Origin of the sequence: Pseudomonas neuropathica (assembly GCF_015461835.1) — a bacterium.
In the GTDB taxonomy this organism is placed as follows: domain Bacteria; phylum Pseudomonadota; class Gammaproteobacteria; order Pseudomonadales; family Pseudomonadaceae; genus Aquipseudomonas; species Aquipseudomonas neuropathica.
This window is the reverse complement of the sequence record NZ_JACOPX010000011.1, coordinates 40,869-66,274: the sequence shown is the minus strand read 5'-3', so window position 1 is coordinate 66,274 and position 25,406 is coordinate 40,869. Positions and strand designations below refer to the sequence as shown.

The window sequence follows — 25,406 nt, the reverse complement described above, 5'->3', positions numbered from 1 at the left end:
GGGTCGTTAATCGTGCCAGCCTGCCGGAGCGGCGGCGGCTATTCAAGTGATTGCAGATCGGGGGTTGAGGCCCGGTCTGGTGATTCGATAAAGCCAATTCTCAAGAAACGCGCAGAACCGTGTGGGAGCGAGCTTGCTCGCGAATGCATTTCAACAGTCAACGTTGATGCAAGCTGATCCACCGCTTTCGCGAGCAAGCTCGCTCCCACAGTTGGATCGATTTCCACATTGGGCCTGCGGTGTTGCAATTATTCAGCCTTGCAGCCGCGGCCGATCAGGTCATTGGTGGCGACCCAGTACACCAGGCCTTCCTCTCCCTTGACGTGAAACGCCAGCATGCCGTCGCTGTACAGCGTGCCCGAGGCGCCCGGCTCTTCTTTCAGGCGATAGACCTGATCACCGCCACCCAGTCGAACGTCGACTTCCTTCTGGCCGGCGTCGGCGTAGCGCCACAGCACTTTGGCCTGGCTGTCGCAGGTCCAGGTGGTCCAGTTGTCTGCCGGGGCAGAAGACTGAAACAGGTTCAACTGCGCGCAACCGCCCAACAATGCCAACGCCGCAATGGCGATCAAGCCTTTCATCCGTGTTCCTCGACTGACGGCACACGCCGCCAGCCCTGAGTTAAAGAGTCAGACCCGTCAAGGACAACCATGTTCCTTGGCCGGGGTTTGCGTCTCGTATTTGTCCAGACCGTCCGGCCCCGAGCGCTTGTTCAGCACCGGGTTGGTTTCGGCCTGCCAGTCGGCCTGATAACAGCCCTTCTGCGACTCGCTCGGCGCCGGCGTGGCTTCGGCCTTCGGGTTACTCCCGCAGGCCGCCAGCGTACCGGTCAGCAGCAACAGCGCTAACGACTTGACCATGAAAACACTCCTTTGCCTGGCCAAACGGGCGGCCTCAGGCCTTGGCCCGGCTTTCCAGGACTTCAACGGCTGGCAGCACCTTGCCCTCGACGAATTCGAGGAACGCGCCGCCACCGGTGGAAATGTAGGAGATTTGTTCAGCCACGCCATATTTATCAATGGCGGCCAGGGTGTCGCCACCGCCAGCGATGGAGAACGCCGAGCTTTCAGCGATCGCCTGGGCCAGCACTTTGGTGCCGTTGCCGAACTGGTCGAATTCAAACACGCCGACCGGACCGTTCCACAGAATGGTTTTCGACGATTTCAGCAGTTCGGCGAAGTTGGCTGCGGTTTGCGGGCCGATGTCCAGAATCATGTCGTCAGCCGCGACGTCAGCGATCAGCTTGACGGTGGCTTCTGCGGTTTCGGCGAATTCCTTGGCAACCACTACGTCAACCGGCAGTGGCACGCTGACTTTGGCAGCGATGGCGCGTGCGGTGTCGAGCAGATCCGGTTCGTACAGCGACTTGCCAACCGGGTGACCGGCCGCCGCGAGGAAGGTGTTGGCGATGCCGCCGCCGACGATCAGTTGATCGCAGATCTGGCTCAGGCTGTTCAGCACGTCGAGTTTGGTCGACACCTTGGAGCCGGCAACAATGGCAGCCATTGGCTGAGCCGGTGCGCCCAGCGCTTTGCCCAGTGCATCCAGTTCAGCAGCCAGCAGTGGACCTGCGGCAGCGACTTTAGCGAACTTGGCCACGCCGTGGGTCGAACCTTCGGCGCGGTGAGCGGTGCCGAAAGCGTCCATCACAAACACGTCGCACAGGGCGGCGTATTGCTGAGCCAGTTCGTCAGCGTTCTTTTTCTCGCCTTTGTTGAAGCGCACGTTTTCGAACAGCACGATGTCGCCGGCCTTGACGTCAACGCCGCCCAGGTAATCGGCCACCAGCGGCACTTCACGGCCCAGGGCCTTGCTCAGGTAGTCAGCGACAGGCTTGAGGCTGTTCTCGGCGGAGAACTCGCCTTCGGTCGGACGGCCAAGGTGCGAGCAGACCATCACGGCCGCGCCTTTTTCCAGGGCCAGCTTGATGGTCGGCAGCGAAGCCAGGATTCGCGCATCGCTGGTGACAACACCGTCCTTGACTGGGACGTTGAGGTCTTCGCGGATCAATACGCGCTTACCTTGCAGATCGAGGTCGGACATCTTCAACACGGTCATGGGTCGCACTTCCTACGGTTTTTTTGAAGTTGCTGTTTGCAGATAGTGTTCTGCAACGTCCAGCATTCGGTTGGCAAAACCCCATTCGTTGTCGAACCAGGCCAGGATGTTCACCAGCCTTGGGCCGGAAACACGGGTCTGACTGGCATCGACGATGGCCGAATGTGGGTCATGGTTGAAATCACAACTGGCGTGCGGCAACTCGGTATAGGCGAGCAGGCCTTTGAGCGGGCCACTGGTGGCGGCTTCGCGCAGGATCCGGTTGACCTCATTGGCGTCGGTCGCGGTGGCGGTCTGCATCGTGATGTCGAGGCAGGACACGTTGACCGTCGGCACGCGTACGGCTTTGGCCTGAATTCGCCCGGCAAGTTCCGGCAGCAGGCGCTCGATGCCACGCGCCAGACCGGTGGACACCGGGATCACAGACTGGAATGCCGAACGGGTGCGGCGCAGGTCTTCGTGGTGATAGGCGTCGATCACCGGCTGGTCGTTCATTGCCGAGTGAATCGTGGTGATCGACACGTAATCGAGGCCAATGGCCTTGTCGAGCAAGCGCAACAGTGGCACGCCGCAGTTGGTGGTGCAGGAGGCGTTGGACACCAGCAGTTCGTCGCCGGTCAGGCAATCCTGATTGACGCCATAGACGATGGTGGCGTCGACATCCGCCTCGCTGGCCATCGGCTGCGAGAACAACACGCGCGGCGCGCCAGCGTCGAGAAAACGCTGGCCGTCTTCACGAGTGTTGTAGGCACCGGAACATTCGAGCACCAGATCGACGCCCAGCGACGCCCAATCGATGCCTTCGGGGGTGGCACTGCGCAGGACTTTCACGCAGTCGCCATTAATATGCAGACAATCGCCTTCTACTCGCACCTCGCCCGGAAAACGGCCGTGGGTGGAGTCAAAGCGTGTCAGGTATTCGATGCTGGCCATGTCCGCCAGATCGTTGATCGCGACAATTTCAAACCCGGCTTTCTCGCCTCGCTCAAACAACGCACGCAAGACGCAACGACCAATGCGGCCGTAGCCGTTGAGTGCAACTTTGAAGGGACGCGGTTGAGGCATGGGGTTCTCGATTACCGTGGTGAATCAGAAAGCTCTTTATTGTCTGAACCGACGCTATCGCGAGCAGGCTCACTCCTACATGGGCAACGTAAAACCCTGTAGGAGTGAGCCTGCTCGCGATGGCGTCAGCCCAGACAACACAACTGTCGGACTTAGTCTTCCAGCAGCTCTTCAGCCTGACCCAGGATGTTTTCCAGGGTGAAGCCGAACTCTTCGAACAGTGCCGAAGCCGGAGCCGATTCGCCGTAAGTAGTCATGCCAATCACGCGACCTTCCAGACCCACGTACTTGAACCAGAAGTCGGCGTGTGCCGCTTCGATTGCAATACGTGCGCTGACCTGCAACGGCAGCACGGCTTGCTTGTAGCCGGCGTCCTGAGCATCGAACACGCTGGTGCAAGGCATCGAAACCACACGCACCTTGCGACCTTGTTCGGTCAGCTTGTCGAACGCCTGAACAGCCAGACCGACTTCCGAACCGGTGGCGATCAGGATCAGCTCAGGCTCGCCTGCGCAGTCCTTCAGCACGTAACCGCCACGGCTGATGTCGGCAATCTGGCCGGCATCGCGTTCCTGGTGTTGCAGGTTCTGACGCGAGAAGATCAGCGCCGATGGGCCGTCCTTGCGCTCCAAAGCGTTTTTCCAGGCCACGGCCGATTCAACGGCATCGGCTGGACGCCAGGTGTCGAGGTTCGGTGTGGTACGCAGGCTGGTCAATTGTTCGATCGGCTGGTGCGTCGGGCCGTCTTCGCCCAGACCGATGGAGTCGTGGGTGTAGACGTGGATGACTTGTTTCTTCATCAGCGCCGACATGCGCACGGCGTTGCGGGCGTATTCCATGAACATCAGGAAGGTCGCGCCGTAAGGCACCAGACCGCCGTGCAGGGTCACGCCGTTCATGATTGCGGTCATGCCGAATTCGCGCACGCCGTAGTACATGTAGTTACCGCTGGCATCTTCAGCGCTGACGCCTTTGCAACCTTTCCACAGGGTCAGGTTGGAACCGGCCAGGTCAGCCGAACCGCCGAGCAGTTCCGGCAGCAATGGGCCGAACGCGTTCAGGGTGTTCTGGCTGGCTTTACGGCTGGCGATGGTTTCGCCTTTGGCCGCAACTTCAGCGATGTAAGCCGAAGCCTTTTCCGAGAAGTCAGCTGGCAGCTCGCCGCTCAGGCGACGTACCAACTCGTTGGCTTCGGTCGGGAACGCTGCAGAGTAGGCAGCGAAACGCTGATCCCACTCGGCTTCGGCCGCGCGACCTTTTTCCTTGGCATCCCACTCGGCATAGATGTCGGCCGGGATTTCGAACGGGCCGTGGTTCCAGTTCAGCGCCTGACGGGTCAGCGCGATTTCCGCATCACCCAGTGGAGCGCCGTGGCAGTCTTCTTTGCCTTGCTTGTTCGGCGAGCCGAAACCGATGGTGGTCTTGCAGCAGATCAGGGTCGGCAGCGGGCTCTTGCGCGCGGTCTCGATGGCGGTCTTGATCTCTTCCGGATCGTGGCCGTCAACGTTACGGATCACTTGCCAGTTGTAGGCTTCGAAACGCTTCGGCGTGTCATCGGTGAACCAGCCTTCGACTTCGCCGTCGATGGAGATGCCGTTGTCATCGTAGAAAGCGATCAGCTTGCCCAGACCCAGCGTACCGGCCAGGGAAGCGACTTCGTGGGAAATGCCTTCCATCATGCAGCCATCACCCAGGAACACGTAGGTGTGGTGATCAACGATGTTGTGGTTTGGGCGGTTGAACTGCGCTGCCAGGACTTTTTCTGCCAGAGCGAAACCGACGGCGTTGGCCAGACCCTGACCCAATGGGCCGGTGGTGGTTTCAACGCCCGGGGTGTAGCCGAATTCCGGGTGGCCCGGGGTGCGGCTGTGCAGCTGACGGAACTGCTTGAGGTCTTCGATCGACAGGTCGTAACCGGTCAGGTGCAGCAGCGAGTAGATCAACATCGAGCCATGGCCGTTGGACAGCACGAAGCGGTCACGGTCGGCGAACGATGGATTGCTCGGGTTGTGCTTGAGGTAGTCGCGCCAAAGCACTTCGGCGATATCTGCCATACCCATAGGGGCACCGGGATGGCCGCTGTTGGCTTTTTGCACGGCATCCATGCTGAGGGCACGAATGGCGTTGGCACGCTCACGACGGCTAGGCATCGCTGATCTCCTGGGTGTGAATAGATTGAAACGGAAAAAAGGAGGGCATTTTCCCTCACCGGAGCGCCTCGGGGCAATGACAGATAGTCATCCGGAGGCGTTTTTCCAATGGATAGCAGTGGTTTCGGTAGGTGAAACCTTTCCGCTGTTCGTTTGTAGAGTTAACCGTTTCGGGAGAAGTGCCATTTATCGAGCAATATCAAAACTTTTTGATATTGACCTTGCGATGATTTGCCCCCCTCTCTAGACTGCCAGCCCTATGAACTTACCCATGCCTTCCATTCGCCCTGACGATTGCGACGAGCTGGCGGCCCTGTGCAAGGCCGGCGGCGATCCGTTGCGGCTGAATGTATTGCGCGCGCTGGCCAACGATTCGTTCGGTGTTCTGGAGCTGGCGCAGATTTTCGGCATTGGCCAGTCGGGCATGAGCCACCACCTCAAGGTACTGGCCCACGCTGGTCTGGTGGCGACGCGCCGCGAAGGCAACGCGATCTTTTATCGCCGCGCCCTGCCCCACACCGAATTGCTCGGCGGCAAGCTGCACGCTGCATTGTTAGAAGAAGTCGACAACCTGGCACTGCCTGACGACGTGCAAGCACGCATCGAACAGGTTCACGGCCAACGTGCCGCCGCCAGCCAGGACTTTTTCGCCCGGGTTGCAGAGAAATTCCGTGCCCAGCAAGACTTGATCGCAGGCCTGCCGCAGTACCGTGACAGCGTGCTGGCCCTGCTCGACAAACTGAACTTCAATGGTGCAGCCACGGCCATTGAAGTCGGCCCCGGCGATGGTGCTTTTTTGCCGGAACTGGCGCGTCGCTTCAGCACCGTAACCGCGCTGGACAACAGCCCGGCGATGCTCGAACTGGCGCGCCAGGTATGTGAACGTGAAAAGCTGGCTAACGTCAGCCTGCAATTGGCCGATGCATTGAATGGCACAAGCCTTACGGCCGATTGCGTGGTGTTGAACATGGTGTTGCACCATTTCGCCGCGCCGGCCGATGCGCTCAAGCATATGGCCAAGCTGCTGCAACCGGGCGGCAGCTTGCTCGTGACAGAGTTATGTAGCCACAACCAGAGTTGGGCCAGGGAGGCCTGCGGTGATCTGTGGTTGGGGTTTGAACAGGACGATTTGGCCCGTTGGGCCACCGCTGCGGGACTCGTTCCCGGGGACAGCCTCTATGTAGGCTTACGTAATGGTTTCCAGATCCAGGTCCGCCATTTTCAGCGACCGGCTGGCGACACTCACCATCGGTAAATTCAGGAAAACATCGAGATGAGCGAATACTCCCTCTTCACCTCCGAGTCCGTGTCCGAAGGACATCCGGACAAAATCGCCGACCAGATTTCCGATGCGGTGCTGGACGCCATTATTGCCCAGGACAAACACGCACGCGTTGCCGTGGAAACCCTGGTCAAGACCGGCGTGGCCATCGTTGCCGGTGAAGTGACCACCAGCGCCTGGGTCGACCTGGAGCAGATCGTTCGTGACGTCATCTGCGACATCGGCTACACCAGTTCCGAAGTCGGCTTCGACGGCGCGACGTGCGGCGTGATGAACATCATCGGCAAGCAATCCCCAGACATCAACCAGGGTGTTGACCGCGCCAAGCCTGAAGATCAGGGCGCCGGCGACCAGGGCCTGATGTTCGGCTACGCCAGCAACGAAACCGACGTGCTGATGCCAGCGCCGATCACCTTCTCGCACCAGTTGGTGCAGCGCCAGGCCGAAGCCCGTAAATCGGGTCTGCTGCCTTGGCTGCGCCCGGACGCCAAGTCGCAAGTGACTTGCCGTTACGAAGGCGGCAAGGTTGTCGGTATCGACGCGGTTGTTCTGTCGACCCAGCACAATCCTGAAGTGTCGTACAAAGACCTGCGCGAAGGCGTGATGGAGCTGATCGTCAAGCACGTGCTGCCTGCCGAACTGCTGAGCAAAGACACCCAGTTCCACATCAACCCGACCGGCCAGTTCATCATTGGCGGCCCGGTAGGTGACTGCGGTCTGACCGGTCGCAAGATCATCGTCGACAGCTACGGCGGCATGGCCCGTCACGGCGGCGGCGCGTTCTCCGGTAAAGATCCATCGAAGGTTGACCGTTCGGCGGCCTACGCTGGCCGTTACGTGGCCAAGAACATCGTCGCGGCCGGCCTGGCCGAGCGTTGCGAGATTCAGGTTTCCTACGCGATCGGTGTGGCTCAGCCTACCTCGATCTCGCTGAACACCTTCGGCACCGGCAAGATCAGCGATGACAAGATCGTCAAACTGGTCCGCGAAGTGTTCGACCTGCGTCCATACGCAATCACCACCATGCTCGACCTGTTGCACCCGATGTACCAGGAAACTGCAGCGTACGGCCACTTCGGTCGCGCACCAGAGACCAAGACCGTTGGCGAAGACACCTTCACCACGTTCACCTGGGAAAAAACCGACCGCGCCGACGCCCTGCGTTCTGCTGCTGGTCTGTAAGACTCCCTGGCGGTACAAAAAAGCCCCGCACGGTTCGCGCCGTGCGGGGCTTTTTCATGCATCGAAAAGAGCAAAAGATCGCAGCCTTCGGCAGCTCCTACAAGTGAAACGCACGCCTCCTGTAGGAGCTGCCGAAGGCTGCGATCTTTTGATCTTCATAACTGAAACACGATGCAAAACACCCACCCGCTGCTGCTCTGAATCCTGACTAATCTTCAAGCATTCCCCTGAGCAAGGACGCTCAACATGCTTGCCACGCTGCGCCTTTTTTCAATTCTTCTGCTGAGCTTCACCCACCTGATCGCTTACGCCGCTTGCCCTGACTGGCCTGTCCCCACCGCGCAAAACGAAATCACCGCCCTGCAAAAACAAATCAACCAATGGGACGACGCCTATCACCGCGAAGGCCGCTCGCTGATTGCCGACGAACTCTACGACCAATCCCTTGCGAAACTGAACGAGTGGCGAGCGTGTTTCAAAGCGCCCTCGCCACCCGATGCTTTGCGCACAGCCTCAGGCTCAAACGCGCACCCCATCGCCCATACCGGCCTGGATAAAATCCACAAAGATGAGGCCGTGGGGGCCTGGCTACGTGATCGCAAGGACGTCTGGATACAACCCAAAGTCGACGGCGTCGCAGTGACGCTGATTTACCGTGCCGGCGTTTTGCATCAGGCCATCAGTCGCGGTGACGGGGTTCGCGGGCAAGACTGGACGCCATCAGCGCAGAAGATCGGCGCTATTCCTCAACGCCTGTCCCAACCATTGGATCTGCTGGTGCAGGGTGAACTCTACTGGCGCGTGAACGAGCACGTGCAAGCTCGATCCGGCAGCGTTAACGCTCGCGCCACCGTGGCCGGATTGATGAGCCGCAAATCCCTGAGCGCAGAACAGGCCACCGGCATCGGGCTGTTCGTTTGGGACTGGCCACAAGGACCTTTGGACTTGCCCGAGCGCATATCCGGATTGGCAACGCTGGGGTTCGTCACAATTGAACCGTACAGCCAACCCGTTGCCGACTTGGCAGAGGCGCAGAAATGGCGCGATCACTGGTATCGCTCACCTTTGCCGTTTGCCACTGACGGCGTGGTTTTGCGCCAGAGTCTGCGACCTCCCGCAGAGCGCTGGCAGGCGCGCTCACCCTACTGGGCAGTCGCCTGGAAATACCCGTTTGCTCAGGCATTGGCCGAAGTCCGCAAGGTCAACTTCAAGATCGGGCGCACCGGGCGCATCACACCGGTGATCGAGCTGATCCCCGTCATGCTTGACGACCGAGAGATCAAACGCGTCAGCGCCAGTTCGTTGAAGCACTGGCAGGCGCTGGATATTCGCCCGGGCGATCAGATCGCGATCAGCCTCGCCGGTCTGACCATTCCACGGCTCGACAGTGTTGTGCTGCGCGCTACCGAGCGGGCAGACATCAATATCCCCAACGCCGACGACTTCCACAGTCTGAGCTGCTGGCAACCCACCACCGGCTGCGAAAGCCAGTTTCTCGCCCGCTTGACCTGGCTCAGTGGCAAACAGGGACTGGCGATGCAGCATGTCGGGCGCGGCACCTGGGAGAAACTTTTCGAAACAGGCCGCGTGAATAACCTGCTGGATTGGTTGACCCTCGATGGGCCGGAGCTTGCTAACATTGCCGGCTTTGGCGAACGCAGCAGCGCCCGCCTGATGCACAGTTTTCACAGCGCCCGCCAGCGACCCTTCGCGCAATGGCTCAAGGCCTTGGGCTTGCCGCCAACCGGTCAGGCCCAACTGCCTGATTCGTGGCAGGCGCTGGCGCAGCGTGACACCGAACAATGGCAGGCCGAAGCCGGTATCGGCCCGGGACGCGCAGCGCAATTAAGCGCATTCTTTCGCGATCCGCAGGTACTGGCCTTGAGCGAAACCCTACATGCCGCCGGAATCGACGGTTTCTGACTACGCAATCCCGGCGCGCCGGGAACCCAAAGGCCGCCGCGGCGCTCCAACAGCGCAGTGCCGCCCTCACCCGATTGCCTTTGCACATGGAGCTTTTATGAAATTTCTCGCACCGCTCGCCATGCTGACCCTTTGCGGCGTAATGGCCACCCCTGTCATGGCCGACGAAGACGCCCCGGGTCTGACCGGTTGCGCCGCCAAAAAGCAGGGCATCATGAATCAGATCGAACAGGCCAAGTCGCGCGGCAACGCCGATCAGCAGGCAGGCCTGGAAACGGCCTTGCGTGAAGTGACCGAGCACTGCACCGACGCCGGCCTGAAGAAAGAACGCGAAAACAAGGTGCTCGAAGCCAAACACGAAGTGAGCAAGCGTCAGGCTGATCTCGACAAAGCCATGAAAAAAGGCGATCCGGAGAAGATCAACAAGCGCAAAGACAAACTGGCCGAGTCGCGCAAAGAACTGCAGGATGCGCTGGACGAAATCGATAAGTAAAAATCAAAAGATCGCAGCCTGCGGCAGCTCCTACCCTGATCAATGCAGGAGCTGCCGCAGGCTGCGATCTTTTAAATATCAATGATCGCGAAACTGTTTATGACAAGCGCTGCAGGCATCTTCAACTTTCTGCACCGCAGGCCCGAGATTGCTGGCCTTGTACGGCTGCACCTGGCTGGCAATCACCAATTCACCGGTGGCGGCTTCAAGGTTGCGGGCCATTTCCTGAAAACGTGCCTGTTGTTTCCAGACATCGTCCTTGGCGCTGGTGTGATCTTCTTCGCGAACCTGCGGAAAATGTTTCCACGGTTCATGGGACAAGGCATCAAGTTTGATCGCGCCCTCGGCGAATTTCGGCCCGTCGAACGGAATACGCCCACGCAACATGCCCCCCAGATCTTCACCAGTCTTGAGCATCTGTTTGAAGATCGCCTTGCGCTGGCCCAGCGGAGAATTCGGATCGACACCGCCACAGGCGGACAAGCTCAGACAGGCCAGCAATACAACAGAAATGCTTTTAAGAGTCATGGTGGCTTCAGGTCACGGAATTCGGCGGCCAGTATCCTCGCGTCACCGCCAAACACCAATAGCCCTATTAAAAATACGGGTTGTTCGAGCGCATGGAGCACTCGGTCAACCGGCACAGGAATTACTCCATGAACAGCCGTTTCAAGGCCTGGCGTCACCCGCTGATCGCATCCCTGCCTCTAGTGGCGATTCTCGCTGGCTGCACCGGCGGTGATAGCGCCAAACCAAAAACCCACGCACTGGCCACATATTCCAGCGCCACTTGGGAAGCATTACCGGCAGTATCCGACAGCGATCTGGTCGCCGGTTTCGGTTCGTGGCGTAGCGCCTGCACCCGACTCAAAGCTGATGCCGTATGGGGCTCCACCTGCGCCGCTGCGGCCAACGTGCCGCAAAGTGCTGGCGAGATTCGCGCCTTCCTTAAGCAAAACCTCGACGTCTACGGCTTGCGCGCTGAAAACGACAACCCGAACGGGTTGATCACCGGTTACTACGAACCGGTCTACCCCGGCAGCCTGACGCCCACCGAAAGGGCCAATGTGCCGGTATACGGCGTGCCCGAAGACATGATCATTGTCTCGCTGGACAGCATTTACCCGGAGCTGAAAGGCAAACGCCTGCGCGGCCGCCTCGAAGGTCGCGTGCTCAAGCCTTACGACGATGCCGCCACCATTGAATCCAAAGGTGTGAAAGCCCCGGTGGTTGCCTACCTGACCGACCCGATGAATCTGCAATTCCTGCAGATCCAGGGTTCCGGGCGAATTCAGACCGAGGACGGCAAACAGTTGCGCATCGCCTACGCCGATCAGAACGGCCATCCGTATCGCCCAATCGGGCGCTGGCTGGTCGAGCAAGGCGAGCTGAAGAAAGAAGACGTGACCATGAGCGCGATCAGCAACTGGGCCAAGGCCAATCCTTCGCGCATTCCGGAACTGCTGGGCAGCAACCCGAGCTACGTGTTCTTCACGCGCAACCCGGACAGCAACGAAGGCCCGCGCGGTTCGCTGAACGTGCCGTTGACTGCCGGTTATAGCGCGGCAGTGGATCGCAAGGTGATTCCGTTGGGCAGCCTGCTGTGGCTGTCGACGACAAAACCGGATGGCACGGCCCTGGTTCGCCCGGTGGCGGCACAGGATACCGGCGGCGCGATTGCCGGCGAGGTGCGTGCGGATCTGTTCTGGGGCACCGGTGACGCGGCCGGGCAACTGGCCGGGGACATGAAACAGCAGGGGCAGATCTGGATGCTTTGGCCCAAAGGCGCAGCGCTGCCGCAAGTGCCGCAGGTGGCTGATACAGAAAAGAAGTAACCCTTGGAATCTGCTGAGGTAATCAGATAGCTATCGCGAGCAGGCTCACTCCTACAGGGGAACGCATTCCAAAATGTAGGAGTGAGCCTGCTCGCGATGAGGCTATCAGCAACACCGATAATCAAACAGACACAAAGAAGAACGAAGCAATCAACCCCATCCCCACAAACCACACCAGCGAGCGCAAGATTGCCCAGTCCGCCAGGTAGCAAATGATGTAGAGCAGGCGACTGGTGATAAACAGCACCGCCAGCACATTGACCGTCACCAGCTCCGCCGTCCCCACCAGGTGCGCAACAATCACTGCCGCCGCAAATGCCGGCGTCACTTCAAAGCTGTTCATCTGCGCGGCATGGGCACGCCTCGCCACACCGTTGAGACTTTCGAGAAAGTCGCGCGGGTCGTGGTTGTCACTCAGCCGGTAGCCACCCACGGCTTTCGCTACGCCAGTGCAGATATACGGCAGGAAAATCGCAATCAACACACACCACAGAGCCACCGTCATAACGCCGTCCTTTTTCGAGTTATAGAGTTCGCGAGCGGTCAGAACTTCATTACCAGCATGCCGATCAGTACCAGCCCACAGGCTAAGAGCCGCGGCCGGCCAAAAGGTTCTTTGAGGTAACGCATACCGAACAGCACTACCAGAATCACGCTGATCTCGCGCAATGCCGCCGCCTCCGCAATCGAGCCCAATTGCATCGCCCACAGCACCAGAGCGTAGCTGGCCAATACGCAGAAGCCCACCGCCAACCCCAGCTTCCATTGCTCACGCCAGAACAACATGAACGCCGGACGCTTGGCGACCCACGCCAACAGCGGAAACGGCCAGGCGCTGAGCAGCGTGACCCAGACCAGATAATCCAAAGGATGGGACCAGCGCCGCAACGCCTGGCCATCAATGTAGGTGTAGCAGCCGATGCACAGGCCGATCAGCGCCACCACCGGCAACATCGACCATGGCAAATGCTTGCCACCGCCACCCTGCCATAGCAGACAAACCATGCCGAACGGGATCAGCATGATGCCGAAGATTTGCTGCGTGGTGAGCACCTCTCCCGCGAAGATCAGGGTCAGCGCGAGCACCACCAAAGGCGATAATCCACGCATCAGCGGATACACCAGCCCGAGATCGCCGACCCGGTAGGCTTGAATCAGCAGATAGCGATAAAGCAGTTCAAAGGCTGCCGAAGCGAGTATCCACGGCCAGATTTCCATGGGCGGCAAGCTCACGAATGGAAACGCGATGGCAACGACCAGCAGCGCCACGGTGTCCATGCACGCCACCACCAACAGTCGCTCGGCGCTGAACTTGATTAACGTATTCCACGTCGCATGCAACAGCGCCGCCATCAATACCAAAGCTGTCGCCAGCACCTTTCACCTCTTATTTTTATGAGTCCCCGTGTAGGAGCTGCCGCAGGCTGCGATCTTTTGATTCTGATTTTCAACAACAAGATCAAAAGATCGTCCGAACGCGGCCCGAGCCTTCGGCAGCTCCTACAGTGAAAATCGATAATTCGAATAGTCAGATTATTGATTCGCGATGTGTCAGCAGCTGTTTATACTGCAAGCGACCACGCCGCACTCAGTTGCGCACAGAAAAATACCAATAATTCCTGCCTGCCCTGCTTTCATTCGAAAGCGGTCGTCGGCCTGCGTATGCCTGATCAAAGCGTCAAGACTACCGACAGAGACCTTGCGCATGCCACTCGCCTTGCTTGCACTTGCTGTTGCCGCATTCGGCATCGGCACCACCGAATTCGTCATCATGGGCCTGCTGCCCGATGTCGCCCGCGATCTTTCTGTGAGCATTCCCCATGCGGGCCTGCTGATCACCGGTTACGCCCTGGGCGTGGTGTTCGGCGCGCCGATCCTGGCGATCGGCACCGCGAACATGCCGCGCAAAGCGACGCTGTTGGGAATGACGCTGATGTTCATCCTTGGCAACGTGCTCTGCGCACTCGCGCCGAACTACGCGACGCTGATGGCCGCTCGCGTGGTCACCGCACTGTGCCACGGCGCGTTCTTCGGCATTGGCTCGGTGGTCGCCGCCGGGCTGGTCGCACCGAACAAACGCGCGCAGGCGATTGCAATGATGTTCACCGGACTGACCTTGGCCAACGTTCTCGGCGTGCCGCTGGGCACGGCGCTCGGGCAGTACGCCGGCTGGCGTTCGACGTTCTGGGCGGTGTCGGTGATCGGTGTAATTGCGGCGCTCGCGCAATGGTTGTGGCTGCCAAAACACATCCCCATGGACAAGGCCAATCTCGCCAGCGAATTCAAGGTGCTGGGCAAGGTCAACGTGTTGCTGGCGCTGGGCATGAGTGTGCTCGCGTCGACCAGTCTGTTCAGTGTGTTCACTTACATCGCGCCGATCCTGCAGGACATTACCGGCGTCAGCCCGCATGGCGTGACGGTGATGTTGCTGTTGTTCGGCGTCGGTTTGACCGGTGGCAGCATGCTCGGCGGGCGTCTGGCTGATAGCCGTTTGCTGCCGTCGCTGGTTGGTGTGGCCTTGGCGGTGGTGGTGATTCTGGCGGCGTTCAGTCAGACCAGTCGCTCGGTGGTGCCAGCGGCAATCACGCTGGTGCTGTGGGGGATTTTCGCTTTTGCGCTGTGCCCGATTCTGCAACTGCTGATCATCGATCAGGCGCACGAAGCACCGAACCTGGGCTCGACGTTGAACCAGAGTGCATTCAACCTTGGCAACGCAGCGGGTGCGTGGATCGGCGGGCTGGTGGTGGCCAGTGGCGCGGATCTGGCGGACTTGCCGTGGACGGGTGCATTGGTCGGTGTATTGACGGTGCTGACGGCGCTGCTTTTCATCTATCTGCAACGTCGCGAAGCGGCTGCGGTCAATGTGTCCGGCTAATCGTGTTGTGCCAGGAAGCGCCCTCACCCTAACCCTCTCCCAGAAGGAGAGGGGACTGACCGTGTTGAATGTTCGAGTTACATCGACCTGAAATTTCGAGCCGAACTCAGGCCCTGAAAGACTTGAAGATCTGCTCCCTTTCCCCCTCTCCCTAAGGGAGAGGGCTCTTGATCTCATCACACCATCAACTGTGTCCCGATCCTGACTCAACCCATCCAACCCCTGTACCAAAGATTCGGTGCGCTATCTTTCACCCCTCATCCAAAGGACCCCGGATGCTTGAACTTGTCGCCGCTTTCATCTGCCTCACCACCCTCCTGACCTTCGTCAACTTCCGCTTCATCGGCCTGCCGCCGACCATCGGCGTAATGGTCACCGCTCTGCTGTTCTCTCTGATCCTGCAAGGCCTGAGCGTGCTCGGCTACCCCGGTCTCGAAGAACGCGTGCAGCAACTGATCGGCCAGATCGACTTCGGCGATCTGCTGATGAACTGGATGCTGTCGTTCCTGCTGTTCGCCGGCGCCCTGCACGTTAACCTCAATGATTTGCGCAGCTACCGCTGGCCCATCGGCCTGCTGGCGACCTTCGGTGTGTTGATTGCCACTACGGTGATCGGCAGTCTCGCCTATTACATTTTTGCCCTGTTCGGCTGGCACGTGAGTTTCCTGTACTGCCTGTTGTTCGGCGCTCTGATTTCGCCGACCGACCCGATTGCGGTGCTAGGCGTGCTGCGTACCGCCAATGCGTCGAAACCGCTGAAAACCACCATCGTCGGCGAGTCGCTGTTCAACGACGGTACGGCCGTGGTGGTGTTCACCGTACTGCTGGGCATCGCCCAACTCGGCGAAACCCCAACCCTCAGCGCTACCGCGATGCTGTTCGTTCACGAAGCGATTGGCGGCGTGCTGTTCGGCGGGCTGATCGGCTACCTGGTCTATCGAATGATCAAAAGCGTCGAGCAGCATCAAATCACCGTGATGCTGACGCTGGCACTGGTCATTGGTGGTTCGGCGATGTCTACCGAGATTCACGTTTCCGCACCGATTGCGATGGTGGTCGCCGGTCTGATCATCGGTAACGTCGGGCGCAATCTGGCGATGAATGACATGACCCGTCGTTATCTGGACGGTTTCTGGGAACTGCTCGATGACATGCTCAACGCGCTGCTGTTCGCGCTGATCGGCATGGAGTTGTTGCTGCTGCCATTCAACTGGCTGCACATGGCCGCGGCAGGCTTGTTGGCGGTGGCGATTCTGCTGTCGCGCCTGCTCACCGTGGCCCCGGCGATTGTCCTGCTGCGACGCTGGCGGACGGTGCCGGCCGGCACCATCCGGATTCTGACCTGGGGCGGTTTGCGCGGCGGTGTTTCGGTGGCACTGGCGCTGGCCCTGCCGTTGGGCCCGGAGCGCGATCTGCTGCTGAGCATCACTTACATCGTGGTGCTGTCGTCGATCCTGTTGCAGGGTCTGACCATCGGCAAACTGGTCAAGTACGCGACTCGCCATGAGCCCGCGACTGCCCGCGAGCCCGCTCACCACTGATCATTTTTTGATCTTCTGCGGATCAGGTTTCCCGGCCTGATCCGCAGGCTCCGTAGGCGCACCGCTCTCGCTGCGAATCTGCGCATGGCTGATCAGCGCAAAGATAAAGCTGCCACCAATGATGTTCCCGGCCAGCGTGGGACCTGCGAAGACCATCCAGAAATCGCTCCACGGCAACTCGCCGGCAAACACCAGATACGACACTTCCGCTGAACCCACCACAATATGGGTGAAATCGCCGAGCGCCATCAGATAGGTGATGAGGATGATGATCCACATCTTCGCGCTCTCCATGGACGGAATCATCCAGACCATGGTGGCGATCATCCAGCCGGAAACGATGCCCTTGGCGAACATCTGGCTGGCGTGGTTTTCCATGACCTTGCGCCCTATTTCGAGGAAGGCATGATCAGTCTTGGTGTCGAAGATCGGCAGTTCGAGCATCACGTACGCGACCAGAATCGTGCCGCACAGATTGCCGAACAGCACCACACCCCAGAGCCGGATCAGCCGGCCGAAGTTTTTCAGGGTCGGTTTGGTCATGACCGGCAGTACGGCGGTCAAGGTGTTTTCGGTGAACAGTTGCTGGCGGGCGAGGATCACCGCGAGGAAGCCTGCGCAGTAGCCTAAACTGGCGATCACCTTGAACTCGTCACCTTCGGGCAGACGCGAATTGAGCAGACCCATGCCCATCAATGACAGGCCCATGGTCAACCCCGCCGCCAACGCCGACCACCAGAGCGCGGCGATGCTGCGCTCCAGTTCCTGATCGCCTTGGGTGCGGATGATTTCATGCAGAACGGCCGCGCGGGGCGGCTGGCTTTTCTCGACTTCGTGTTGCTCATCGGCCGAGAGATCGGGGGTCTTGCCGTCGGTGGGGGTGGTCATGGCGCGGGAACCGTGGGGGTGGTGTTTACCTACGACCCCGGCGGTTCATGGCTGTTCAGTGGCCTGATCAATCTTCGGTGACAGGACAACCGCTTTCGCGAGCAAGCTCGCTCCCACAGGTACAGCGTGATCCTTGTGGGAGCGAGCTTGCTCGCGAAGAAAGCACCGCCGATGTTATTTGGTGACTAACTCATCTTCCTGGAACTGATCTTTCACATATTTGATTTCAGTGCGCCCGTGCGGTGCCGGCAAACCGTCTTCACCGAGGTTCACAAACACCATCTTCTCAACCGTCAGAATGCTCTTGCGGGTGATCTTGTTGCGCACTTCGCAGGTCAGGGTGATCGAGGTGCGGCCGAACTCGGTGGCAGTGATGCCCAGTTCGATAATGTCGCCCTGGCGCGAGGCGCTGACGAAGTTGATCTCGGAAATGTACTTGGTCACCACGCGCTGATTGCCCAACTGGACGATCGCGTAAATCGCCGCTTCTTCGTCGATCCAGCGCAACAGGCTGCCACCGAACAGGGTGCCGTTGGGGTTGAGGTCTTCGGGTTTTACCCATTTGCGGGTGTGGAAATTCATCTTCACTCCTGAGTGTCTTGCCGAACGATGGACGGTATCTTGGCAGACTGAGCGGTCATGCTCCATGCGGCTTCGACTATGGTCGTCATTAACGATCTTCATCTGGCCGACAGAAACCCTTTGGAAGATCAGTCTAGACGGCTATAATCGCCCCCGTTTCAAAACGGTAACGTTCACTTGCTACCGTTTTCCCGCCACCTGTCCGAGGGGCGCTGCAGCAGGTTCAACCTGTCAGGCTCGGATGGGGCGTTGACTGGCTCAGGCCGGACACTAAACGCACAACGGCGCCCATTCGCATACATTACGAATGGAGGCTCTTCATGAGCGCTGTTATCACGCCTGCAGATTTTACCGATTACAAAGTTGCCGACATGTCCCTGGCTGCCTGGGGCCGTCGCGAAACCATCATCGCCGAATCGGAAATGCCGGCCCTGATGGGTCTGCGTCGCAAGTACTCCGGCGAACAGCCGTTGAAAGGCGCCAAGATCCTCGGCTGCATCCACATGACCATTCAGACTGCCGTGCTGATCGAAACCCTGGTTGCCCTGGGTGCCGAAGTACGCTGGTCGTCGTGCAACATTTTCTCGACTCAAGATCAGGCTGCTGCCGCTATCGCTGCTGCCGGCATCCCGGTTTTCGCCTGGAAAGGCGAAACTGAAGAAGAGTACGAGTGGTGCCTGGAGCAGACCATCCTGAAGGATGGCCAGCCATGGGACGCCAACATGATCCTCGACGACGGCGGCGACCTGACTCAGCTGCTGCACGACAAGTACCCACAAGTACTGGATCGCGTTCACGGCGTGACCGAAGAAACCACCACCGGCGTACACCGTCTGCTGGACATGCTGGCCAAAGGCGAGCTGAAAATCCCGGCCATCAACGTCAACGACTCGGTGACCAAGTCCAAGAACGACAACAAGTACGGCTGCCGTCACAGCCTGAACGATGCGATCAAGCGCGGTACCGACCACCTGCTGTCCGGCAAGCAAGCGCTGGTCATCGGTTACGGTGACGTGGGCAAGGGCTCCGCTCAGTCGCTGCGTCAGGAAGGCATGATCGTTAAGGTTTCCGAAGTTGACCCGATCTGCGCCATGCAAGCGTGCATGGACGGTTTCGAACTGGTTTCGCCGTTCATCGACGGTATCAACGACGGTTCCGAAGCGAGCATCGACAAAGCGCTGCTGGGCAAGATCGACCTGATCGTGACCACCACCGGTAACGTCAATGTTTGCGACGCGAACATGCTCAAAGCTCTGAAGAAGCGCGCCGTTGTCTGCAACATCGGTCACTTCGACAACGAAATCGACACCGCTTTCATGCGCAAGAACTGGGCATGGGAAGAAGTGAAGCCGCAGGTACACAAGATCCACCGTACCGGCCCGGGCGCTTTCGACGCGCAGAACGACGACTACCTGATCCTGCTGGCCGAAGGCCGCCTGGTGAACCTGGGCAACGCCACGGGTCACCCAAGCCGCATCATGGACGGTTCGTTCGCCAACCAGGTGCTGGCGCAGATCTTCCTGTTCGGCCAGAAGTACGCCGACCTGTCGCCAGCCCAGAAAGCCGAGCGTCTCACCGTTGAAGTACTGCCGAAGAAACTCGACGAAGAAGTGGCCCTGGAAATGGTTCGCGGCTTCGGCGGCGTGGTCACTCAACTGACCAAGCAACAGGCTGACTACATCGGCGTGACCGTCGAAGGCCCGTTCAAGCCGCACGCTTACCGCTACTGATTGGCTGAGCGTCGACGCGGTGTGCCTGGCGCACCGCGTTGCCTGACTGGCGCTGCTGACCGCTCTGTGTAGGAGCTGCCGCAGGCTGCGATCTTTTGATCTGCAAAGATCGCAGCCTGCGGCAGCTCCTACAAGGTGCAGCGTCCGGCTTACGTGTTTCCAAGGGTATGACCATGTCCCAAGACCGTCGCTACAGCTTCGAGTTCTTCCCGACCAAGACCGATGCTGGGCATGAAAAACTGCTCGCCACTGCCCGTCAGCTGGCCACATACAATCCTGACTTCTTTTCCTGCACCTATGGCGCTGGTGGTTCGACCCGTGATCGCACCCTCAACACCGTTCTGCAACTGGAAAGCGAAGTCAAAGTACCGGCCGCACCGCACCTGTCGTGCGTCGGCGACAGCAAGGACGACCTGCGCGGCCTGCTGAACGAGTACAAGGCTGCCGGCATCAAGCGTATCGTCGCGCTGCGTGGCGACCTGCCATCCGGCATGGGCATGACCAGCGGTGAGCTGCGTCACGCCAATGAACTGGTGGAATTCATTCGTGAAGAAACCGGTGATCATTTCCACATCGAAGTTGCCGCTTACCCGGAGATGCATCCGCAAGCGCGCAACTACGAAGACGATCTGACCAATTTCATCCGCAAGGCCCGTGCCGGCGCCGACAGCGCCATCACCCAGTACTTCTTCAACGCCGACAGCTATTTCTACTTCGTCGAGCGTTTGCAGGCGCAGGGTGTGGATCTGCCGATCGTTCCGGGGATCATGCCGATCACCAACTACAGCAAACTCGCGCGTTTCTCCGATGCCTGCGGTGCGGAAATTCCGCGCTGGATCCGCAAGCAACTGGAAGCCTACGGCGATGACACGCAAAGCATTCAGCGCTTTGGTGAGCAAGTCGTCAGCGAGATGTGCGAACGCCTGCTGCAAGGTGGCGCGCCGGGTCTGCACTTCTATTCCATGAACCAGGCTGAGCCTAGTCTGGCGATCTGGAATAACCTGAAGTTGCCTCGTTGAAACAGCGGCAAGCTTCAAGCTGAAAGCAACAAGCAAGATCAAAAGATCGCAGCCTTCGGCAGCTCCTACATAGGATTTAATTACACCTGTAGGAGCTGCCGAAGGCTGCGATCTTTTGCTTTTAAATCCCCGAATTAGAGCTTGTGCAGGCACTTTCTGGCTCTTTCGCGTTTCTCGTCGTAATCTCAAGCCATGCCTTTGATCACGCAGTTATTCGCCGTGCTGGTTTTTGCTTGCCTGAGCTTCGCCGCTCGAGGCGAGAAGTTGCGTATTGTCACCGAGCCGTGGGCGCCCTATGTCTACGAAGAGAACGGTAAAAACCTCGGGCTGGATTACGAAACCACGGCCATTGTCTTTAAACGTCTGGGCATCGAAGTCGAATGGCAGTTCTTGCCGTGGAAGCGCTGCCTGTCGATGCTTGAGACCGGTCAGGCCGATGGCGCGCTGGACATTTTTCACAGCGACGAGCGCGACGCCACCCTGCTTTACCCGAGCGAGCCGCTGTCGGACGTCGAGTTCGTCCTGTTCTACGCCAACGACCGGCCGCACCCGTTCAGCAAACTCGAAGAACTCAAAGGTCTGACCATCGGCACCTCGCCGGGTTATCTGTACAGCCCCGATTTCAGCGAATCAACACTGTTTACCCGTGAACCGGCACCGACCCACGAAGCCAACTTCGGCAAACTGGTGCGCGGTCGCATCGACTTGCTGATCACTGATCGCCGCGTCGGTCAGCACTTGCTCGATGAGCTGAATATTCGCGATCAGATCACCGAAAACCCCACTGTCATTAGCCGCCAGAGCCAGTTTCTCGCGGTTAGACGCAATGCCGGCATGGATTTGCTGGTGCAGCGATTTGGCGCCGAGCTCAAGCGATTCAAGCGTGAACCGGCTTACGCCGAGCTGAGCGCACGCTACGGCGCGGCTCCCGCCATGGCTGCGCCGCTGGGCAATGCCACGGCCAGCGGCAAAACCGTTGAGCAGCAGGAAAGCAGCGCGCAGTGATTGCTCTGTTATACTCCGGCGTTCCCGCCAGGCTCACGCCCGGACGCCCGGAACCGTAACAGGCCTCTCGACCCGCTACAGCGCAGCTTTGCAGCCCGCGCGAGCGCTCCAGACGTGCCTTCGGAACCGCAGCAGGACCGGACGGGATTGCGTCCTCTTAAACGCCATTCGCGCCAGGCAAGACTCCCATTGGGCCAAGCCCTAACTAAAACAGGATTACTCATGTCCTTTGCTTCCCTCGGTCTCTCCGAGGCTTTAGTCCGCGCCATCGAAGATGCGGGCTATACCGAGCCTACTCCGGTGCAACAGCGGGCCATTCCCGCCGTGTTGCAAGGTCGCGACCTGATGGTTGCGGCACAGACAGGTACCGGTAAAACCGGCGGTTTCGCCCTTCCGATCCTGGAGCGGTTGTTCCCCAACGGTCACCCGGACAAATCCCAGCGTCATGGCCCGCGCCAACCGCGCGTACTGGTCCTGACCCCGACCCGCGAACTCGCGGCCCAGGTTCACGAGAGCTTCAAGATCTACGCCCGTGACCTGAAATTCGTCAGCGCCTGCATCTTCGGCGGCGTCGGCATGAACCCGCAGGTTCAGGCCATGTCCCGTGGCGTCGACGTGCTCGTCGCCTGCCCGGGTCGTTTGCTCGATCTGTGCGGCCAGGGCAGCGTTGACCTGTCCCACGTGGAAATCCTCGTCCTCGACGAAGCCGACCGCATGCTCGACATGGGTTTCGTGCACGACGTGAAGAAAGTCCTCGCGCGCCTGCCGTCCAAGCGTCAGAACCTGCTGTTCTCGGCGACCTTCTCCAAAGACATCACCGACCTCGCCGGCAAGCTGCTGCACAACCCGGAACGCATCGAAGTGACGCCGCCGAACACCACGGTCGAGCGCATCGAACAACGCGTGTTCCGTCTGCCGGCCAGCCACAAGCGTGCGCTGCTGGCCCACCTGATCACCGCCGGCGCGTGGGAACAGGTGCTGGTGTTCACCCGCACCAAGCACGGCGCCAACCGTCTGGCCGAGTATCTGGACAAGCACGGCCTGCCGGCTGTAGCGATCCACGGTAACAAGAGCCAGAACGCGCGCACCAAAGCGCTGGCCGACTTCAAGGCGAACCAGGTGCGCATTCTGGTTGCGACCGACATCGCCGCACGCGGCCTGGACATCGATCAGTTGCCACACGTGGTCAACTTCGAACTGCCGAACGTCGATGAAGATTACGTCCACCGTATCGGCCGTACTGGCCGTGCCGGTCGTTCGGGCGAGGCGATCTCGCTGGTTGCCCCGGACGAAGAAAAGCTGCTGAAAAGCATCGAACGCATGACCAAGCAGAAAATCGCCGACGGCGACCTGATGGGCTTCGATTCGAGCACCATTGAAGCCGAGAAGCCGGAAGTGCGTGAGCGTCCGGACGTGCGTAACCCGCGCAATCCACGTGGCCCACGCGGCGACGGCCCGAATGGCGGCGGCGGTGGCGGCGGTCGTAAAGACAAAGGCAAAGACAAGGGCAAGGAAAAACCGGCCGGCGAACGTGGCGAGCGCCCTGCTCGTCAACAGAAGCCGCGCGAAGGCACCCCAGCCCGCGAACAGCGTCCGAGCCAACCGCCACGTGCGGCGGCTGATCGCGCACCGGACGAGTTCCTCGACGACGATGTGGATAACTTCGGTAACCGCGTTGACTACGTGCCCAAGCCTGCCCCTGCCGGCGGTCGCGGCCGTCGTCCAGGCGCACCGGCTCAAGGTGCTGGCGCAGGTTCGGGCGCACCACGCGGCGGTCAGTCGCAGGGTCGTCAAAACGGTCCGCGCAACAGCAACGGCTCGAGCACCGGCACCCCGCCAGCCAAACGCAGCGGCGGCCCGCGCAACGGCGCACCGCGTGATGGTCAGTCGGGTCGTCGCGACGACTCCGCCTCGTCCTCGCGCAACCGTCGTCCGGCCCGTGACGATCAGCCTCGTAGCGAGCCAGCCGTGCAGAACCCGCGCAGCAACGGCCCGAAGATCATGCACAAGGAATCGAAAGCCGACCGCTTCCCGACGCCTGAGCAACTCGATCAACTGCCAAGCCGCCCGCGTGGCGAAAAACCAGCCTTGCTGACCCGCAATCGCTGAGTTAACGCCGCCATAAAGGATGCCCCGCCTCGCAAGAGCCGGGGCATTTTTTTGGACGACCCAAACCCGCTTCCTGTAGGAGCTGCCGAAGGCTGCGATCTTTTGATCTTGATCTGCAAAAAGCCAGGATCAAAAGATCGCAGCCTTCGGCAGCTCCTACAGGGGGAATTGTGTTTTGGCGGACAATAAAAAACGCCCCCGATCTTTTGACCGGGGGCGTTTTTGTGTGGCGGACGAAAGTTATTTAACTTTCACGCCTTCCAGCGAGATATCCAGATCCGCAGTTTGCGAGGTAGGACCTGGGCCCTTGATCCCGAAATCGTTCAGGTTCAGGGTGGTCTTGGCGTTGAAGCCAGCGCGTTCGCCGCCCCATGGATCCTTGCCTTCGCCGTTGAACGTAGCCTTGAAGGTCACAGGCTTGGTCACACCGTGCAGGGTCAGGTCGCCAGTCACATCAGCAGTCTTTTCACCGGTCGATTTAACGGCGGTGGAGACGAACTTGGCATCAGCAAACTTGCCCACGTCGAGGAAGTCTTTGCTGGCGATGTGCTTGTCACGTTCGGCGTGGTTCGACCACAGGCTGGCGGTTTTCACATCAACCGAGATCTTGCTGGCTTCAGGCTTGGCCGAATCCCACGAGAACGTACCGTCGAAATCTTTGAAAGTACCGTGAATGAAGCTGTAACCCAGGTGGCTGATTTTCCAGTCAACGAAGGCGTGCTGACCTTCCTTGTCGATTTTGTAGTCCGCTGCCATGGCCTGGGCCGAGAGCAGTGCAGAACCGATTGCCAGAGCGGCCAGAGTCTTTTTCAACATGCTTTCTTTTCCTTTGAGTCGAGGTTGAATTTCAGGCTTTGCGACCGAGCATTCGCGTCAGGGTCGCATCACGATCGATAAAGTGGTGCTTCAATGCTGCCAACGCATGGAGGCCGGAAAAAATTACCAGTGCCCACGCGAGCCAGAGATGAATCACCCCAGCGGTATCTGCCTGATCCGGTAGCCCGGAAACCAGTGCAGGAACTTCAAACAGGCCAAACACCGGGATCCCGACACCGTCTGCGGTGGAAATCAGGTAACCGGCGAGCATCACAGCGAACAGCGCCAGATACAGAAACCCATGGCCGAACTTGGCGCCGATGCGGGTCATCCGGCTGTAGCTTTGCAGCGTCGGCGGCGGTGGGCTGATAAAGCGCCACAACACCCGCAACACCATCACACCCAGCAGCACCAGTCCGATGCTTTTGTGCAGATCCGGCGCCTCTTTGCGCCAGCTGCTGTAGTAATCCAGCCCGACCATCCACAGGCCCAGCGCGAACAGTCCGAAGACCACCAGCGCCACACCCCAGTGCATGAAGATGCTGACCCAACCATAGCGCGAAGAAGAGTTACGTAGCTGCATTGCCCAAATCCTGTGAGAACTGCGAACCAAGACTAGCGAGTTATCTATCGAATTAAAGCGGAAAATTTTGCTTTGAAATATCGAGAAATACGATCAAGAGTCTGGAAGTGGCTTGTTAAGGAAAGATTAAAGGGAAAAGTATGGCGGGATGTTGTTGCCAGGCTATGGATTTGCGTTGTCTGAGCGGGCCCTATCGCGAGCAGGCTCACTCCTACAATAACCGTATTCCAATTGGAGAAATTCGGCCCCCTGTAGGAGTGAGCCTGCTCG

At 59.5% G+C, this 25,406-nt stretch carries 23 protein-coding genes and 1 riboswitch; of the genes, 11 read left to right on the top strand and 12 right to left on the bottom strand.

Features of this window, described 5'->3' with window-relative positions; all coding sequences use genetic code 11:
• Positions 1 to 248 precede the first annotated feature (248 nt).
• The 5 genes from H8F23_RS17410 to tkt form a co-directional block, all read right to left on the bottom strand.
• Positions 249 to 581, bottom strand: a complete 333-nt coding sequence (locus H8F23_RS17410; protein WP_008081029.1) for an MliC family protein — start codon at positions 579 to 581, stop codon at positions 249 to 251.
• Between the two features lie 57 nt (positions 582 to 638).
• Complete coding sequence (locus tag H8F23_RS17405) at positions 639 to 860, bottom strand: hypothetical protein (RefSeq protein WP_007913756.1); 222 nt, start codon at positions 858 to 860, stop codon at positions 639 to 641.
• Positions 861 to 894: 34 nt separating this feature from the next.
• The gene (locus H8F23_RS17400) at positions 895 to 2,058 is read right to left on the bottom strand and encodes a phosphoglycerate kinase (RefSeq protein ID WP_007913753.1); all 1,164 of its coding nucleotides are present in this window, start codon (positions 2,056 to 2,058) and stop codon (positions 895 to 897) included.
• A 12-nt stretch (positions 2,059 to 2,070) separates the two neighbouring features.
• Complete coding sequence (gene epd / locus H8F23_RS17395) at positions 2,071 to 3,123, bottom strand: erythrose-4-phosphate dehydrogenase (protein ID WP_194935209.1); 1,053 nt, start codon at positions 3,121 to 3,123, stop codon at positions 2,071 to 2,073.
• A 152-nt stretch (positions 3,124 to 3,275) separates the two neighbouring features.
• On the bottom strand, positions 3,276 to 5,273 hold the full coding sequence (gene tkt, locus H8F23_RS17390; protein WP_093429867.1) for a transketolase: 1,998 nt from the start codon (positions 5,271 to 5,273) through the stop codon (positions 3,276 to 3,278).
• Between the two features lie 259 nt (positions 5,274 to 5,532).
• Here tkt and H8F23_RS17385 point away from each other — a divergent pair, with 259 nt between their 5' ends.
• From H8F23_RS17385 to H8F23_RS17370, 4 genes are all read left to right on the top strand, one after another.
• The gene (locus tag H8F23_RS17385) at positions 5,533 to 6,528 is read left to right on the top strand and encodes an ArsR/SmtB family transcription factor (protein WP_194935208.1); all 996 of its coding nucleotides are present in this window, start codon (positions 5,533 to 5,535) and stop codon (positions 6,526 to 6,528) included.
• An 18-nt stretch (positions 6,529 to 6,546) separates the two neighbouring features.
• On the top strand, positions 6,547 to 7,737 hold the full coding sequence (gene metK / locus H8F23_RS17380) for a methionine adenosyltransferase (protein ID WP_194935207.1): 1,191 nt from the start codon (positions 6,547 to 6,549) through the stop codon (positions 7,735 to 7,737).
• Positions 7,738 to 7,983: 246 nt separating this feature from the next.
• Entirely contained in the window at positions 7,984 to 9,660 is a 1,677-nt protein-coding gene (ligB, locus tag H8F23_RS17375) for an NAD-dependent DNA ligase LigB (protein WP_194935206.1), read from the top strand.
• A gap of 97 nt (positions 9,661 to 9,757) precedes the next feature.
• Positions 9,758 to 10,153, top strand: coding sequence for a DUF1090 domain-containing protein (locus H8F23_RS17370; RefSeq protein WP_194935205.1), 396 nt, complete (start codon positions 9,758 to 9,760; stop codon positions 10,151 to 10,153).
• Between the two features lie 78 nt (positions 10,154 to 10,231).
• On the opposite strand, the gene H8F23_RS17365 is transcribed toward H8F23_RS17370, so the two are convergent.
• Positions 10,232 to 10,681, bottom strand: a complete 450-nt coding sequence (locus tag H8F23_RS17365; RefSeq protein ID WP_194935204.1) for a c-type cytochrome — start codon at positions 10,679 to 10,681, stop codon at positions 10,232 to 10,234.
• A 128-nt stretch (positions 10,682 to 10,809) separates the two neighbouring features.
• On the opposite strand from H8F23_RS17365, the gene mltA reads away from it, so the two are divergent.
• Positions 10,810 to 11,988, top strand: coding sequence for a murein transglycosylase A (gene mltA / locus H8F23_RS17360; RefSeq protein ID WP_194935203.1), 1,179 nt, complete (start codon positions 10,810 to 10,812; stop codon positions 11,986 to 11,988).
• Between the two features lie 121 nt (positions 11,989 to 12,109).
• Here the strand turns inward: mltA and H8F23_RS17355 are convergent, their stop codons facing one another.
• Together H8F23_RS17355 and H8F23_RS17350 are read right to left on the bottom strand one after the other, a co-directional pair.
• Positions 12,110 to 12,493 (bottom strand): MAPEG family protein, encoded by a 384-nt coding sequence (locus H8F23_RS17355; RefSeq protein WP_008081053.1) that lies wholly within the window; start codon positions 12,491 to 12,493, stop codon positions 12,110 to 12,112.
• Between the two features lie 38 nt (positions 12,494 to 12,531).
• Positions 12,532 to 13,365: an EamA family transporter gene (locus tag H8F23_RS17350; RefSeq protein WP_093429860.1), complete on the bottom strand. Its 834-nt coding sequence runs from the start codon at positions 13,363 to 13,365 to the stop codon at positions 12,532 to 12,534.
• Positions 13,366 to 13,693: 328 nt separating this feature from the next.
• Here H8F23_RS17350 and H8F23_RS17345 point away from each other — a divergent pair, with 328 nt between their 5' ends.
• Positions 13,694 to 14,863: an MFS transporter gene (locus tag H8F23_RS17345; RefSeq protein WP_194935202.1), complete on the top strand. Its 1,170-nt coding sequence runs from the start codon at positions 13,694 to 13,696 to the stop codon at positions 14,861 to 14,863.
• 275 nt (positions 14,864 to 15,138) lie between these two features.
• Positions 15,139 to 16,404 (top strand): cation:proton antiporter, encoded by a 1,266-nt coding sequence (locus H8F23_RS17340; RefSeq protein ID WP_194935201.1) that lies wholly within the window; start codon positions 15,139 to 15,141, stop codon positions 16,402 to 16,404.
• Here H8F23_RS17340 and H8F23_RS17335 read toward each other — a convergent pair whose 3' ends face one another.
• Both H8F23_RS17335 and H8F23_RS17330 read right to left on the bottom strand, forming a co-directional pair.
• A complete protein-coding gene (locus tag H8F23_RS17335) occupies positions 16,405 to 17,292 on the bottom strand; it encodes a formate/nitrite transporter family protein (protein ID WP_194935200.1) in 888 nt (295 codons plus the stop codon).
• A 174-nt stretch (positions 17,293 to 17,466) separates the two neighbouring features.
• Positions 17,467 to 17,874 carry an acyl-CoA thioesterase gene (locus H8F23_RS17330; protein WP_016984776.1) on the bottom strand — a complete coding sequence of 136 codons (408 nt, stop codon included), beginning with the start codon at positions 17,872 to 17,874 and terminating at the stop codon, positions 17,467 to 17,469.
• A 198-nt stretch (positions 17,875 to 18,072) separates the two neighbouring features.
• Positions 18,073 to 18,171, top strand: a riboswitch (S-adenosyl-L-homocysteine riboswitch).
• Between the two features lie 23 nt (positions 18,172 to 18,194).
• Here H8F23_RS17330 and ahcY point away from each other — a divergent pair.
• The 4 genes from ahcY to H8F23_RS17310 all read left to right on the top strand — a co-directional run bounded on the left by ahcY (position 18,195) and on the right by H8F23_RS17310 (position 23,737).
• Positions 18,195 to 19,604: an adenosylhomocysteinase gene (gene ahcY, locus H8F23_RS17325; RefSeq protein ID WP_194935199.1), complete on the top strand. Its 1,410-nt coding sequence runs from the start codon at positions 18,195 to 18,197 to the stop codon at positions 19,602 to 19,604.
• A gap of 173 nt (positions 19,605 to 19,777) precedes the next feature.
• Entirely contained in the window at positions 19,778 to 20,623 is an 846-nt protein-coding gene (metF, locus tag H8F23_RS17320; RefSeq protein ID WP_194935198.1) for a methylenetetrahydrofolate reductase [NAD(P)H], read from the top strand.
• Between the two features lie 192 nt (positions 20,624 to 20,815).
• Positions 20,816 to 21,628 carry a substrate-binding periplasmic protein gene (locus tag H8F23_RS17315; protein WP_194935197.1) on the top strand — a complete coding sequence of 271 codons (813 nt, stop codon included), beginning with the start codon at positions 20,816 to 20,818 and terminating at the stop codon, positions 21,626 to 21,628.
• Between the two features lie 222 nt (positions 21,629 to 21,850).
• On the top strand, positions 21,851 to 23,737 hold the full coding sequence (locus H8F23_RS17310) for a DEAD/DEAH box helicase (RefSeq protein WP_034153634.1): 1,887 nt from the start codon (positions 21,851 to 21,853) through the stop codon (positions 23,735 to 23,737).
• 240 nt (positions 23,738 to 23,977) lie between these two features.
• Here H8F23_RS17310 and H8F23_RS17305 read toward each other — a convergent pair whose 3' ends face one another.
• Together H8F23_RS17305 and H8F23_RS17300 are read right to left on the bottom strand one after the other, a co-directional pair.
• Positions 23,978 to 24,553, bottom strand: coding sequence for a YceI family protein (locus tag H8F23_RS17305; protein ID WP_007913714.1), 576 nt, complete (start codon positions 24,551 to 24,553; stop codon positions 23,978 to 23,980).
• A 31-nt stretch (positions 24,554 to 24,584) separates the two neighbouring features.
• On the bottom strand, positions 24,585 to 25,136 hold the full coding sequence (locus H8F23_RS17300; protein WP_077574882.1) for a cytochrome b: 552 nt from the start codon (positions 25,134 to 25,136) through the stop codon (positions 24,585 to 24,587).
• Between the last annotated feature and the right edge of the window lie 270 nt (positions 25,137 to 25,406).